Here is a 14,054-nt window from a genome sequence, read left to right on the forward strand (position 1 = left end):
GCTGTGGGCACTGTTGCGCGACAACCGGCCGTTCACAACGACAAGTTCCGCCACACCAGCGCCCACAGCCACTTGACACGGGTCATTAAGACTCGCCGAGCACCGGCGGGGCGGACTTCTTGGGCTTGCCGAAGACCTGCTCGGTCGAGCCGGCCAGCTGGACCTTCGACTTGTGCTCCTTGTCGCCGCCCTGCTGCCCGCCGGCGCCCATGCCGCCCATCATCCCGCCGCCCATCATCCCCGCGCCGCCCGTCGCCGGACCGGACGGACCACCCGCCGCCGCGGCGGCCGCCGGACGCGGGCCGGCCTCCGTGGGGCGCGGCTCGGACACACCCGTCGACCCACCAGGCTGCATCCGCTCCGGCGACTCACCGCCGGGGATCGCACCACCACCACCGGGCACACCGCCGCCGCCACCGGGCACACCACCACCGCCGCCACCCGGCACGCCGCCACCGGACCCACCGCCGGACGCGGCCGGCTTCGTCTCGGCGGGCGGCGCGGCCGGCGGCTCCGGCGCCACCGGCTTCGCGGGCGCGGTGAACGACCAGTTCTGCTCCGGGTACTTGTGCTCCATCTTCACGTCGGCGAAATCGTCCGAACCGGACACGCCGTCGCACAGCCGCAGGAACGCCTCCAGCACGTCCCGCACCGACTCGTGCAGCTCCTTCGCCGGGTCGTGCAGCTCGTCCAGCGCCTCCACCACGCGGCGGTCGCCGTCCACCGGCAACGCCGCAGCGCCGGACACCGCGTCGGCCGCCTCGGCGAACACCCGGGACATGTCCTCCACGATCCCGCGGATGCCCTCGGCGGTCTGGTCCAGCGCCTCGCCCATCGCGTGCATCGCGTCGGACATGTCGTGCCCGGCCAGGCCGACCTTCTGCATGTGGTCCACGAACGCGTCCGCGTCCTTGCCCTGCCACGCCGAGTCCAGCTTGCCCAGCGGCTTGGTCAGGTCGCGCGTCACGTGCTCGGCGACGAGCCCGGCCTTGCGCCAGCGCTCGGCCTCCTCGTTCAGGTCGTTCCAGTCGCCCAGCACGGGCGCGAAGTAGTCCGCCACGAGGTCGCGCACGCCGAGCCGCCTGCTGATCCCCGACAGGTAGTCCAGCTCCGGCCCGACCTCGGCGGCGATCTGCTTGCCGTCCTTGCCCCGCATCAGCCCAACCCCGCCCGCCGGTCGACCGCCTTGATCAACGCCACCGCGTCGTCATCCTGGGCGCCGTAGTGCTCGGCCACGTCGTGCAGGCCCTTCGCCGCCGACGTCAGCACCTCGCACGCCCGGTCGAGCTGCTGGTTGAGCAGCCCGGCGGCCCGGCCGTACGCCTCCGCGCTGCGCAGCGTCCGCCCCAGCTCGCCGAAGCTCTGGGGGCGCATCGGCGCCTCCCGCAGCTCGGACCGCGCGCGGGTCAGCTCCTCGGCCGCCTCTTCGACGCGCTTCGCGTACAGCTCCAGCCAGCGCGGGTCGACCGAAACCTGCCGCCCGCCCGCCGGCCCGCGTGTGACCTCGTTCACCCGGACACCTCCTGCACCCTCTGACGGGAACCGGCCCACGCCGGTTCCCCCAAAGGGCTCAGCATTACGGGCTCAGCCGCCCTGCTTCTTGGCCTTCTCCTCGGGCAGCAGGCCGTTGTCCTTCGGCACCTGGATCGCGTCCCAGCTGCGCGAGGCGTCGTTGCGGTTGAGCTGCGGCCCGTTGGGCAGCAGCCGCAGGATCGACTCCGGACCGGGCGCGAACCCGTCCACGCCCAGGCCGAGCGCGCCGCTGGTGGTGACGTCCGGGATGCCGTACTTCACACCGCGGCCGGTGACCAGGTGGATCGGGCCGCTGTCGAAGTCCTGGGTGGACGTCGCGCTGCGCACCACGGCCGACTTGCCCGGCGCCATCACGAACTGGCTCACGACCTCGCGGGTCGCGCCGACCTGGTTGATCTCCACCGGCACCACGTTCGACGGGATCGGCAGCGACGGCGCGAAGGTCACCTTGGTGTGCTGGGACTTGTTGTCCGAGGTCACGTTCTGCGCCTGCCAGCCGAGGCAGATCACCCGGTTGTTCTGGTTCGGGTCCAGGACCTCGGGCACGTCCGGCGGGTAGTCGGCGAAGTCGAGCTGCTCGACGGTCGGCGCGCTGTTGGTCCGCGCGATGTCCACCAGCTTCGGCTCGGCGCCCTGCGCGTAGGCCGCGCGCAGCAGGTCGGCCGCGGCCCGGCTGATCTTCTGCAGGCCGTCCTTGAGCGCCACGTGGAACTCGGAGTCCGCGCCGGAGCGGCGGACCTCGATCACGGCGCCGATCTTCAGGTTCTCGCCCTGGACGTAGGTCACGTTCTGGCCGCGGCCCGGGATGTCGGGCGCCACCAGCGGCTTCGCCTCGGGGATCGCGTTGAGCAGGCCGGTGCTGATCGCGCGCGGCTTCTTCTGGCTCAGGTTCAGCGCGGTGCGGACCTCGGCGTTGGTGAGGTCGACCTTGGCGCGCACGGTGGACGTCGAGGTGATCTTGGAGTTCACCGGCGCCTTGTAGATCAGGTACGCCTGCTTGTCGTCGGTGCCCGCGCGCACCAGCAGGGCGCGGTTGTCGTCGAGCAACTCGCCGCCGCCGCTGTACCCCGCGAGGACGGTGGTGGTGAACTTGCCCGGCGCCGACGGGTCGTTCAGCGACTCGTCCAACGTCAACGTGTCGCAGACCGACCAGTCCGACCCGATCCGGTCGGCGGGCTTGGGCAGCACGTCCGGCCCGTCGGGGATGCCGGTCAACCGGCCCTTGGGCAGCTTCGCCAGGGCCTTCTCGCTGACCAGCTTCGGTTCGCCGCCCGCGACCTGCGGCCCGGCGTTCACCTGACCCGCCGCCGCGTCACCGCCCGCGACCGCCGCCTGGCCCGTGTCCGGGTTGGACCGCTGCAGCAGCAACAGCCGCGCGGACGCGAGGTTCGTCATCGGGATCAGCGTCTTGTTCACGCCGACCGTGTGCACGACGTAGACCTGGCCCGTCTCCTTGGAGATGGCGATCTGCGTCTGGTCGTCGACCTGCGGGTCCGGCGAGAAGAAGCCGAAGATGAGGAAGCCGAGCAGTCCGATGACGCCGAGCAGGACGCCCACCGCGGTGGCACGCGAGTGCGTGCGCATCGGGTCGTGCAGCATCACCGCGTCCCTGCGCACTAGGGCGGACTGCATCCTGCGCAGCACGAAGCGGTAGGCCTGGACCTGTGACTTGGTGGTGGGTGTTGATGCCATTCTCGGCTCGCTGCTCTCCCAGTCGCGGTACGGTCTGCACGATAGCCGGACGGCGGGTGGTCCGTGTGCGGGTTGGTCAGACCCGGTCGGTCCCACCCGGCGCACGCCGACGGAAAGAGAACCAGAGCGGATGTCCGTGACCACCCCACATCCGGGCCAGCCCAACCCCGCCATGGCGCGCGCGCAGGCAGCGGGCGGCGCCGTGCGCGCCGCACTGCTCCGGGCGCGCCGCCGCACGGCGGGCGCGAGCCTGGGCTCCCTGCCGGTCGCCAACCTGGTTGTGCTCGAGGTCGGCGTCGCCGTCGGCCTGATCCTGCTGGCCGTCGGCGCCACCGGCGACGAGGTCGCGCCCGTGCCGATGTACGTCGCGGGCGGCATCGTGCTGATCGCGTTGATCATCGCGTTCACCAGGTCGCGGGGTCGCTGGCTGACCCAGTGGATCGGCCTGGTCGTGCGCTACAGCTTCCGCTCGCACGGCCGCACGGCCAAGCGCACCGGCCCGGTGGAGATGAAGCCGCCGTCGGAGGAGGAGTCCTCGGTCATCGGCCCGGACGACCCGCGGGTGGCGTTGCTGCGCCTCGCGGTGCCGGACCTGGTGGTGGCCCGGGGTGTCGACCACGAGCGCCGTCCGCTCGGCATGGCCTGGCACCAGGGCGCGTGGACCGCCGTGCTGCTGGTCGACCCGGCGCCGGGGCTGATCACCGCGGTGGGCAGCGCGCCGTCGTTGCCGCTGGGCGCGCTCGCGCCGACGTTGGAGGACCGCGGTGTGGTGCTCGACGCGATCTCGGTGATCTGGCACTGCTACCCGGGCAGCGCGGCGCTGCCGACGAACTCGCCCGCGCTCAACTCGTACATGGAGGTGCTCGGCCCGCTGCCCGCGGCGGCCCGGCGGACCACGTGGATCGCGGTGCGGCTCGACCCGCGGCGGTGCGCGGCGGCGATCCGGGAACGCGGCGGCGGCGTCGTCGGCGCGCACCGGGCGTTGATCGGCGCGCTGTCCCGCGTGCGCAACGCGTTGGAGTCGACGGGTGTGTCGATCCGGCCACTGGACCCCGACGAGCTGATCCGGGCGGGCATCTCGGCGGCCGAGCTGACCTCGGTGGCCGGGTCGAACAACTCGGTGTCGTTGCGGGAGAAGTGGTCCGGTGTGACGGCGGGTGGCGTCGGCCACGCCAGCTACGCGATCACCGGCTGGCCGTCCAAGGGCATGCGCAACAACCTGAACGCGCTGACCGGCGTGCGGGCCCTGTCCTCGACGCTGTCCATGACGATCTCGCCGAGCAGCGAGCAGGGCCAGGTCGGCCTGCGCGGCATGGTGCGGGTGAGCGCGCGGACGCCGACCGAGCTGAACCGCGCCGACGACCGGCTCAAGGCGCTGGCCGACAAGCTCGACATCACGCTGACCCCGTTGAACGGCCTGCAGGTCGCCGGGCTGGCCGCGACGCTGCCGCTCGGAGGTGTGGCGTGAGCAACTCCCGCTTGCTGGACTCGCAGAGCAAGGGCGTGGCGCCGGAGTTCCTGGTGTCGCCGCAGATGCTGGACGTGGTGAGCCCGTCGGGCGACCGCGGCGGCATGGTGCTCGGCTCCGGGTTGCAGGGCGAGCCGCTGACGATCTCGGTGCTGCGGTCCGCGCCGACGCGCATGGTCGTGGTCGGCGGGCTGTACCTGGCGCGGCAGATCGCGTTGCGGGCGATGGCGACCGGCGCGTGGATCACCATCGCGACGGGCCGCCCGGCGGCCTGGCAGCCGGTGGTGCGCGCGGCGGGCGCGGGCGCGGACGGCCGTCCCTCGCCGCTGGTGCAGCTGCGCAGGCTGAGCCCGGTGGAGCTGCCGCGCCCGTCGGAGGACAGCCCGCTGCTCGTCGTGCACGACGGCGGCCACGTGCCGCAGGAGTTGTTCCCGCCGCGCTCGCCGTGGCAGACCACGATGTACGTCCTGCCGTATTTGCACCCCCAGGCGGCGACCACCGCGAATTCCGCGGACCTCGTGCTGCTGCAACGGCTGCCGGTCGGGCAGGCCCAGTTGGCGTCCCAGATCTGGCGGCTGCCGCCGCAGATGGCGCACCAGCTCACCACGCTCAAGGACGACCAGGTGATCGCGCTCGGCACCAACCTCTGGCGGCCGTTGCGGCTGGTCACCACCCCCGGTGAGCAGCAGATCCTCGGTGCGGTCCGGCGCGGCGACTGACCCTCGCGCCACCTCGCGTGCCCCTAGGCGATTGCCCGGGGGCATGTTTTCTGTCCGGGGTCCAGTCACCCACCGCAACGATTCGTTCACAGCACGAATAAAACTGTGTACGAGCCGTTCGTCGGTTATTCCGGGCAAATTCTTGCGCCCCACCCGCAAGGCGAACTAGGAACGACTCACCGTGTCCGTTCGGTCTCGGGGGCGACGCCGACCGGACACCCACCCTGCGAAGAGGAGACCCCCTGCCATGGGAGACGTTCGCGCGTCCTGGACGAAACGGTTGGCCGGTGTCGGGCTGGCCACGGGCACGGCGTTCGCGGTCACGGCCGCACTGACCACCTTCACCTCCGCCGCCGCGGAGGGCGAGATCATCGGGCTCGCCGCGCCCAACGCGGTCAAGGACAGCTACATCGTCGTGCTGAAGGACGCGAGCACGAGCAGCGTCGCCACGTTGAGCGACAAGTACCGGGCGAACGTCAAGCACACGTACACGAACGCGCTGCGCGGCTTCTCGGCCACCATGACCGAGCTGCAGGCCCGCAGGCTGGCCGCCGACCCGTCGGTGTCCTACGTGCAGCAGGACGGCGAGGTGAAGATCTCCGCCACGCAGGCGCCGACCCCGTCGTGGGGCCTGGACCGGATCGACCAGGCCGCGTTGCCGCTGGACAACTCCTACACCTACCCGAACGAGGGTGAGGGCGTCACCGCCTACATCATCGACACGGGCATCCGGTTCTCGCACAGCGACTTCGGCGGCCGCGCCGTGTCCGGTCGCGACACCGTCGACAACGACGCCGACGCCACCGACTGCAACGGCCACGGCACGCACGTCGCGGGCACCGTCGGCGGCACGAAGTACGGCGTGGCGAAGAAGGCCAAGCTGGTCGGCGTCCGGGTGCTGAACTGCGCGGGCTCCGGCACGTACGCGGGCGTCATCGCGGGCATCGACTGGGTGACGGCGAACGCGGTCAAGCCGGCGGTCGCGAACATGTCGCTCGGCGGCGGCGCGGACGCCACGGTCGACCAGGCCGTGCGCAACTCCATCGCGTCGGGCGTGACCTACGGCCTCGCGGCGGGCAACGAGAACGGCGCGAACGCGTGCAACGTGACGCCGGCGCGCACCCTGGAGGGCATCACGGTCGGCTCCACGACCAACACCGACGCCCGGTCGTCGTTCTCCAACATCGGCACCTGCCTGGACATCTTCGCGCCGGGCTCGTCCATCACGTCGGCTTGGTACACCAACGACACCGCCACCAACACCATCAGCGGCACGTCCATGGCGACGCCGCACGTGGTCGGCGCGGCGGCCGTCTACCTGGCCGCGAACCCGACCGCCACGCCGGCGCAGGTGCGCGACGCCCTGGTCAACGGCGCGACGAACGGCGTGGTCGGCAACGCGGGCACCGGCTCGCCGAACAAGCTGCTGCGCCTGGTCGGCTCGACCACCCCGCCGCCCGGCGGCTGCGCGGCCAAGACCAACGCGACCGACGTGGCCGTGCCGGACCTGGGCACCGCGTCCAGCCCGATCTCGGTGACGGACTGCGCGGGCAAGGCCGGCACGTCGGCCACCGTCGAGGTGCACATCAAGCACACCTACCGGGGTGACGTCGTGGTCGACCTGATCACGCCGAGCGGCGCGGTCAAGCAGCTGAAGGTGCAGTCCGGTTCGGACAGCGCGGACAACGTCGACGCCACGTACACGGTGAACCTGTCGGCGGAGAACGCCAACGGCACCTGGCAGCTGCGCGTGCGTGACGCGTACAGCCAGGACACCGGCTACATCGACAGCTGGACCCTCGACCTGTAAGCGGTCACCCGGTCCAGTCGCACCACAGCGGCCCCTCACCACTTCCGCCGGTGAGGGGCCGCTTCGCGTTTCACCTGATCAGGGACGGTGTCGCCCCAGTGGGACTGTGCCAGGGTCATGATCGAGTCGATCGTGGAGGTTGGAAGCCATGTCCGCAGCGCTGAAGGAAGAAGTCCTGCCGAACCCGATGATCGGCCCGCACACCATCGAGGAATGGCTCGACCTGCCCTCCCCGGAGGACGGGTCGAGCGTCGAGCTGATCTTTGGACACTTCCACGTGAATCCCCCACCTTCCGGTGAACACCAGGTCGCCACCTACCGGCTGATCCGGCCGTTCGAGGATTCGATCTCCGCTGCCGGCCGAACCGATCTCTACGCGGTGGTGGGGGTAGGAGTGAAGATCTCCTCCACCCTGCGCACCGGCCTCATCCCGGACGTGGTGATCATGGACAGGATCCCGGCCGGCGCTTCGTTCCCCGCCGAGGCGCTGGTCCTCGCGGTCGAGGTCTGGTCTCCGGGCAACACCCGCAACGAACGGGAGGCGAAGATGATCGCCTACGCCGCCGCCGGCGTGCCGTTCGTCTGGACCATCAGCCGCAAGGGGAACGACCCCGGCCTGGAACTGACCGCACACCGGCTGCACGGCGACCGCTATCTGGCGGAGAACACCGTGAAGTCCGCCGGACCCACGACCATCACCGCCGCGCCGGTCCCGGTCACGCTCGACCTGGCAGACCTGGTCTTCTGACCCTCACACCCGCGCCGCGCACGACCGCAAAGCCTCCAGCACCCGCGGCCACGTGCAGTGGGTCGGCTCCGTGGTCCGGTTGTGCGCCGCGATCCGCAGGCGTTCCTCCCGGTCGTTCACCAGGCGCGTGATCCCCGCCGCCAGGTCGTGCGTCAGCACCCCCTCCACCCCGTCGCGCACGAAGTCCGCCACCCCCGTCCCCGGCCGCGCCACCACCGGCACCCCCGCGGTCCGCGCCTCCAGCGCCGCCAGCCCGAACGCCTCCTGCGACGCCGGGTTCACGAACACGTCCGCACCGGCCAGCAGGTGCGCCACCCCCTGCCGGTCGAGCCGCCCCGGCAGGCTCACCCACCCCATCCCGTGCCGCTCGACGTACCGCCGCAGGACGGCCATCTCCGGCCCCGCGCCGGCCAGCGTCGCCCGCAGCGGCACGTCGGCCGAGACCGCCCGCAACGCCCGCAGCAACGCCATCGGCTCCTTCCGCGCCGCGAGCCGACCCACCGACACCACGTGCACCGCGTCGTCCCGCCGCTGCCGCGGTATCCCCCGCCACGCCGACGGCACGATCCCGTTCGGCACCACCCCCACCGGCAGCCCCGGCACGACCGCGCGCACCCGCCCCGCCGCCGCACGGCTCACCGCCGCCACCGCCACCGGCGCGGCACTCCACGACGCCAGCCGGTCCAGCGCCCGGTAGCACCACTGCACCACCGGGTCCCACATGCTGTGCACCACGACCACCGTCGGCAGTCCCAGTCGCGCCGCCGACCGCACCCCCGACCACGCGAACGGCGAGATCGCGCCGACGTGCACGTGCACCAGCGACGGCGACAGCGAGGCGATCACCCGGTCCAGGTGCGACCCCGCCCGCGGGTGCACGGGCACGTCCCACGGCAGCCGCACCGCGATCCGGCGCACCGAGTACCGCTCACCCGGCGACGCGTTCCTGGTCGCCGTCACCACGTGCACGTCCTCACCGGAGCGGGCCTGCTCCGCGGCCAGTCCGGCGACTTGGACCTCGATCCCGCCCAGGCGCGGCAGGAAGCAGTCGGTCACGTGGATGATGGACAAGTGCGCTCCCGTCAAGCCGCCGAACGGACCAACTGACACTCTTGCACCCGTGAGCCGAACGTGCGTCTTCTTCCACGCCCACCCCGACGACGAAGCCCTGCTGACCGGCGGCACGATGGCGCGCCTCGCGCAGGAGGGGCACCGCGTCGTGCTGGTCGTCGCCACCGCCGGTGAACGGGGCCTGAGCGCGCACCGGTCCGACCTCGGCGCCGTCCGCACCCGGGAGGCGCACGCGTCGGCCCGCGCGCTCGGCTGCGCGCGCGTGGAGTTCCTCGGCTACCCGGACTCCGGCCTGGACGGGCGGCACGGGTTCGCCCGCGCCGACGTGGGCGAGGCCGCCGAGCGGCTGGCCGAACTGCTGCACGAGGAACACGCCGACCTGCTCACCGCGTACGACCCGCACGGCGGCTACGGGCACCCCGACCACGTCCAGGTGCACCGGGTCGGCACGCTGGCCGCCGAGCTCGCCGGCACGCCCCGCGTCTGGGAGGCGACGGTCGACCGCACGTGGCTGCTGCGCGGCCTCCGGCTCGCCCGGCTGGTCCGCGGGTTCGACCTGACCCCGTTCGAGCAGGCCTACACCGCCCGCACCGAGATCACCCACTCGGTGGACGTCCGGCGGTACGCGCACGTGAAGCGGGCCGCCATGGCCGCGCACGCCACGCAGAGGACCGGCGGCGACTCGACCCGCACCCTCGCCGCGCTGCTGAAACTGCCGCCGCCGCTGTTCAAGGTGGTCCTGGGCACCGAGTGGTACGTCGAGCGCAAACGGTTGCGGGCACGGTGAACCGCTGGTCGCGCACCGCCGCGTCGCTGGCGTCGCTCGGCCTGGCGGCGTGGCTGGTGGTCGCGCTCGTGCCCGCCGTGGGCGACGTGGCGTGGTCGGCGGTCGGCGCGCAGCTGCGCGCCGTCGGACCCGGCACCGCGCTCTGGCTGACGACGTTGTGGCTGGCCGGCCTCTGGGCCTACACCTACGTCCTCACCGGCTCCCTGCCCGGCCTGCGCAACACCCAGGCGTTCAGCCTCAACGCGGCGGGCAGCGCGATCAGCAACGTGCTGCCGTTCGGCGGGGCGGCCGGGGTGGCGGTGACGGCGGTGATGGCGTCGAGCTGGGGCCACTGCGCGCGGGCGATCACCGCGTCGGCGCTCGTCAGCGGACTGTGGAACGCGGTGTCCCGGGCCGCCCTGCCGCTCCTCGCGCTGGCCGTGCAGGGCGCGATCGTCTTCGGTGACGGCGTGCTGATCGCGGCGGTGGCGGCGGCCGGAGGGCTGGTGGCGGCCGTGGTCGTGCTGCTGCGGCTGCGGTGGCTCTGCCGGCTCCTCGGCGGCCGGGCCGCCCGGTTCCTGCTGCGGCTGCGCCGGCAGACCGGCCAGGTCGTCCGCAACGGCTGGCGGCGGATGACCCTGGGCATGCTCGCCTACCTGCTGCTCCAAGGCGTCCTGCTGTGGTGGTGCCTGGCCGCCGCGGGCGTCCACCTCGCACTCGGGCCGGCGGTGGCGGCGTTCGCGGTGAGCAGGCTGCTCACGCTGGCCGTGGTCACGCCCGGTGGTGTCGGCGTCACCGAGAACGGCACCATCGCGCTGCTGGTCGGCCTGGGCACGCCCGCCGCGCCGGCCGTCGCGGGCGTGCTGCTGTTCGCGTTCTTCACGTACCTGGCGGAGATACCGCTGGGCGGCGCCGCCTGGCTCAGCTGGTCGGCGCGCCGGGCTCGGGCGCGGTGACCGCGGAGCGCACGTTGCGGGTGACGGCGGCCCGCGCGGCGAGCTCGTCGTCGGCCGGGTAGTCGACCCGGACCAGCGACAGCCCGTGCGGCGGCGCGACCGTGACCTCGCTCGACCGCGCGGTCAGCGACAGCAGCGACGCGGGCCAGCCCACCGGCTTGCGGCCCTCGCCGACGGCCAGCAGCGCGCCGACCAGGCTGCGCACCATCGAGTGGCAGAACGCGTCCGCGGACACGTGCGCGGTCAGCACGGCGCCCTCCCGCACCCACTCCAGGCGTTGCAGCTCGCGGATCGTCGTCGCGCCCTCACGGCGCTTGCAGAACGCGCAGAAGTCCCGTTCGCCCAGCAGCAGCCGCGAGGCGGCGTTCAGCGCGTCCAGGTCAAGCGGGCGCGGCCAGGCCAGCGTGTCCAGCCGCCGCAACGGGTGCGCCCCGAAGGGTGCGTCGGTGACCCGGTACTCGTAGTGCCGGCGCAACGCGGCGAACCGCGCGTCGAACTCGGCGGGCACCACCCGTGCGGAGAACACCCGGACGTCCGCGGGCAGGGCGCGGGCCAGGCGCTTCGGCAGGCCCGCGACGTCCACCGCGGCCGGCAGGTCGACGTGCGCCACCTGCCCCGAGGCGTGCACGCCCGCGTCCGTGCGGCCGGCCACGGTCAGCTGCACGTCCTCGCGCAGCACCGTCGACATGGTGTCCTCCAGCACGCCGCACACCGTGCGGCGGTCGGGCTGGCGCGCCCACCCGGAGAACTCCGTGCCGTCGTAGGCCAGGTCCAGTCGCACACGAACGAGCCCGTCGTCCCCAGCGGGAACGACGGGCTCGTCGGTGAAGTGCGCGTCCGTCAGGACTCGTCCTTCTTGTCCTCGGCCTTGTCGTCGGCCTTCGCCTCGGCGGAAGCGTCGTCGGCGCCCTCGGCGGGCTCCTCGGCGGCGTCCTTCGTGGCGGACTCGGGCGCCTCGGCGTCCTGGTCCTGCACGTCCTCGACCTCGGTCTCGACGGCCGCGGCCTTCGGGGCCTCGTCCTTCGCGAACTTGGTCTTGCGGGCGCGCTCCGCCTCGGAGGTGACGGTCTTCTCCGCGACCAGTTCGATGACGGCCATGGGCGCGTTGTCGCCCTTGCGCGGCATCGTCTTGGTGATGCGGGTGTAGCCACCGGGGCGGTCGGCGAACTGCGGGCCGATCTCGGCGAACAGCTTGTGCACGATGTCCTTGTCGCGGATCACCTTGAGGATCTCGCGACGGTTGTGCAGGTCACCGACCTTCGCCTTGCTGATCAGCTTCTCGGCGTACGGGCGCAGCCGCTTCGCCTTGGCCTCGGTGGTCGTGATCCGACCGTGGGTGAACAGGGACGTGGCCAGGTTGGCCAGCATCAGCCGCTCGTGGGCCGGCGAGCCCCCGAGACGGGGTCCCTTGGTGGGGGTGGGCATCGAATTGCTCCTCGGATTTCTTTCTGATCCTCTGCTCCGGCCCGGCCGCTAAGCGACCTCAGAGCTGCTCGGTCTCCGCGTAGTCCTGGCCGTCGTCGTGGGTGTCCACGGCGGTGTCCGTGCCCCAGCCTTCGGCGGGGTAGTCGGACGCGGCGGCCGACGGGTCGAACCCGGGGGGGCTGTCCTTCAGCGCCAGGCCGAGACCGACGAGCTTCATCTTGACCTCGTCGATCGACTTGGCGCCGAAGTTGCGGATGTCCAGCAGGTCCGCCTCGCTGCGCGAGACGAGCTCGCCCACGGTGTGGATGCCCTCGCGCTTGAGGCAGTTGTAGGACCGGACGGTGAGGTCCAGGTCCTCGATCGGCATCGCGAACGCCGCGATGGTGTCCGCCTCGGCGGGCGAGGGGCCGATCTCGATGCCCTCGGCGTCGACGTTCAGCTCGCGAGCGAGGCCGAACAGCTCGACCAGCGTCTTACCGGCCGACGCGACGGCGTCGCGCGGCGTGATGGACGGCTTGGTCTCGACGTCGAGGATCAGCTTGTCGAAGTCGGTCCGCTGCTCGACACGGGTGGCCTCGACCTTGTAGGTCACCTTCATGACGGGCGAGTAGATCGAGTCGACCGGAATGCGGCCGATCTCGGCGCCGGCCTGCTTGTTCTGCACGGCGGGGACGTAGCCGCGACCGCGCTCGACCACGAGCTCGATCTCCAGCTTGCCCTTGCCGTTCAGGGTGGCGATGTGCAGGTCGGGGTTGTGCACGGTGACACCGGCCGGAGGCACGATGTCGCCCGCGGTCACCGCGCCCGGCCCCTGCTTGCGCAGGTACATGGTCACCGGCTCGTCCTCCTCGGAGCTGACGACCAGCTCCTTGAGGTTGAGGATGATGTCGGTGACGTCTTCCTTCACACCGGGGACGGTCGTGAACTCGTGCAGCACACCGTCGATGCGGATGCTGGTCACGGCCGCGCCGGGGATGGACGACAGCAGGGTGCGGCGAATCGAGTTGCCGAGGGTGTAGCCGAAGCCCGGCTCCAGCGGCTCGATGACGAACCGGGAGCGGGTCTCGTTGACCGCTTCCTCGCTGAGCGAGGGACGCTGGGAAATCAGCACTGGGTTCTTCCCTTCTAACCCCGACGCCCGCTATTTGACGTCGTGGAAGCCGGTCGCGGAGACCGGCAAACGCATGCGGCACACCATTCCGTGCCGCCGCGGGACCCGACTGGAGGGGCCGCGGACGGCCCCTCCAGGAGGATCACTTCGAGTAGAGCTCGACGATGAGCTGCTCGGTGACGGGCGTGTCGATCTGCGCCCGCTCCGGCAGCTGGTGGACCAGGATGCGCAGGTTGGACTGCACGACCTGGAGCCACGCCGGGATCGGCCGGTCGCCGAAGGAAGCGCGCGCGGCCTCGAAGGGCAGCGTGGGCAGCGACTTCGGCTTCACGTCGATGATGTCGAACTTCGACACCCGGAAGCTCGGGATGTTGACCTTCTGGCCGTTCACGATGAAGTGACCGTGGCTGACCAGCTGGCGGGCCTGACGACGGGTGCGCGCGAGACCCGCGCGGTACACCACGTTGTCGAGCCGGGACTCCAGGATCTGCAGCAGGTTCTCACCGGTCTTGCCGGGGCGGCGAACCGCTTCCTCGTAGTAGCGCCGGAACTGCTTCTCCAGGACGCCGTACGTGTAGCGGGCCTTCTGCTTCTCCTGCAACTGCAGCAGGTACTCGGACTCCTTGATCCGACCGCGGCCGTGCTGGCCGGGCGGGTAAGGACGACGCTCGAACGCCTGGTCCCCGCCGACGAGGTCGACCTTGAGACGGCGCGAGATGCGAGTGGCCGGTCCGGTATAGCGAGCCATGTTGTCT

14 protein-coding genes are annotated in these 14,054 nt (G+C 71.9%); 6 read left to right on the forward strand and 8 right to left on the reverse strand.

From position 1 onward, the window contains the following. Positions 1-85: 85 nt before the first annotated feature. The 3 genes from AB0I91_RS02500 to eccB all read right to left on the reverse strand — a co-directional run bounded on the left by AB0I91_RS02500 (position 86) and on the right by eccB (position 3,225). The gene (locus AB0I91_RS02500; RefSeq protein ID WP_499634911.1) at positions 86-1,156 is read right to left on the reverse strand and encodes a WXG100 family type VII secretion target; all 1,071 of its coding nucleotides are present in this window, start codon (positions 1,154-1,156) and stop codon (positions 86-88) included. Then, positions 1,156-1,512 carry a hypothetical protein gene (locus tag AB0I91_RS02505; protein ID WP_498786890.1) on the reverse strand — a complete coding sequence of 119 codons (357 nt, stop codon included), beginning with the start codon at positions 1,510-1,512 and terminating at the stop codon, positions 1,156-1,158. The genes AB0I91_RS02500 and AB0I91_RS02505 overlap by 1 nt, the downstream gene beginning before the upstream one ends. 72 nt (positions 1,513-1,584) lie before the next feature. Continuing rightward, on the reverse strand, positions 1,585-3,225 hold the full coding sequence (gene eccB, locus AB0I91_RS02510) for a type VII secretion protein EccB (protein ID WP_498786889.1): 1,641 nt from the start codon (positions 3,223-3,225) through the stop codon (positions 1,585-1,587). Between the two features lie 130 nt (positions 3,226-3,355). Here eccB and eccE point away from each other — a divergent pair, with 130 nt between their 5' ends. The 4 genes from eccE (at position 3,356) to AB0I91_RS02530 (ending at position 7,970) form a co-directional block, all read left to right on the forward strand. Further along, positions 3,356-4,693 carry a type VII secretion protein EccE gene (gene eccE, locus AB0I91_RS02515; protein WP_498786888.1) on the forward strand — a complete coding sequence of 446 codons (1,338 nt, stop codon included), beginning with the start codon at positions 3,356-3,358 and terminating at the stop codon, positions 4,691-4,693. A gap of 65 nt (positions 4,694-4,758) precedes the next feature. Next, entirely contained in the window at positions 4,759-5,412 is a 654-nt protein-coding gene (locus AB0I91_RS02520) for a hypothetical protein (RefSeq protein ID WP_238598838.1), read from the forward strand. 247 nt (positions 5,413-5,659) lie between these two features. Beyond that, positions 5,660-7,222: a S8 family peptidase gene (locus AB0I91_RS02525; RefSeq protein WP_498786887.1), complete on the forward strand. Its 1,563-nt coding sequence runs from the start codon at positions 5,660-5,662 to the stop codon at positions 7,220-7,222. A gap of 148 nt (positions 7,223-7,370) precedes the next feature. Continuing rightward, complete coding sequence (locus AB0I91_RS02530) at positions 7,371-7,970, forward strand: Uma2 family endonuclease (RefSeq protein WP_499635327.1); 600 nt, start codon at positions 7,371-7,373, stop codon at positions 7,968-7,970. A gap of 3 nt (positions 7,971-7,973) precedes the next feature. Here the strand turns inward: AB0I91_RS02530 and AB0I91_RS02535 are convergent, their stop codons facing one another. Continuing rightward, positions 7,974-9,041 (reverse strand): glycosyltransferase family 4 protein, encoded by a 1,068-nt coding sequence (locus tag AB0I91_RS02535; protein WP_499611613.1) that lies wholly within the window; start codon positions 9,039-9,041, stop codon positions 7,974-7,976. A gap of 49 nt (positions 9,042-9,090) precedes the next feature. Here AB0I91_RS02535 and AB0I91_RS02540 point away from each other — a divergent pair, with 49 nt between their 5' ends. Beyond that, the gene (locus AB0I91_RS02540) at positions 9,091-9,828 is read left to right on the forward strand and encodes a PIG-L deacetylase family protein (RefSeq protein ID WP_498776579.1); all 738 of its coding nucleotides are present in this window, start codon (positions 9,091-9,093) and stop codon (positions 9,826-9,828) included. Then, positions 9,825-10,763 (forward strand): lysylphosphatidylglycerol synthase domain-containing protein, encoded by a 939-nt coding sequence (locus AB0I91_RS02545; RefSeq protein ID WP_499634915.1) that lies wholly within the window; start codon positions 9,825-9,827, stop codon positions 10,761-10,763. Before AB0I91_RS02540 ends, AB0I91_RS02545 begins: the two co-directional genes overlap by 4 nt. Here the strand turns inward: AB0I91_RS02545 and truA are convergent. From truA to rpsD, 4 genes are all read right to left on the reverse strand, one after another. Beyond that, on the reverse strand, positions 10,729-11,544 hold the full coding sequence (gene truA, locus AB0I91_RS02550) for a tRNA pseudouridine(38-40) synthase TruA (RefSeq protein ID WP_498776575.1): 816 nt from the start codon (positions 11,542-11,544) through the stop codon (positions 10,729-10,731). The genes AB0I91_RS02545 and truA overlap by 35 nt on opposite strands. A 59-nt stretch (positions 11,545-11,603) precedes the next feature. Further along, positions 11,604-12,188 carry a 50S ribosomal protein L17 gene (gene rplQ / locus AB0I91_RS02555; protein ID WP_498776573.1) on the reverse strand — a complete coding sequence of 195 codons (585 nt, stop codon included), beginning with the start codon at positions 12,186-12,188 and terminating at the stop codon, positions 11,604-11,606. Between the two features lie 58 nt (positions 12,189-12,246). Then, complete coding sequence (locus AB0I91_RS02560) at positions 12,247-13,299, reverse strand: DNA-directed RNA polymerase subunit alpha (RefSeq protein WP_123745287.1); 1,053 nt, start codon at positions 13,297-13,299, stop codon at positions 12,247-12,249. 142 nt (positions 13,300-13,441) lie between these two features. Beyond that, complete coding sequence (gene rpsD, locus AB0I91_RS02565) at positions 13,442-14,047, reverse strand: 30S ribosomal protein S4 (protein WP_053718426.1); 606 nt, start codon at positions 14,045-14,047, stop codon at positions 13,442-13,444. Between the last annotated feature and the right edge of the window lie 7 nt (positions 14,048-14,054).

The sequence above is a fragment of the Actinosynnema sp. NPDC049800 genome (assembly GCF_040656635.1).
GTDB lineage: Bacteria > Actinomycetota > Actinomycetes > Mycobacteriales > Pseudonocardiaceae > Actinosynnema.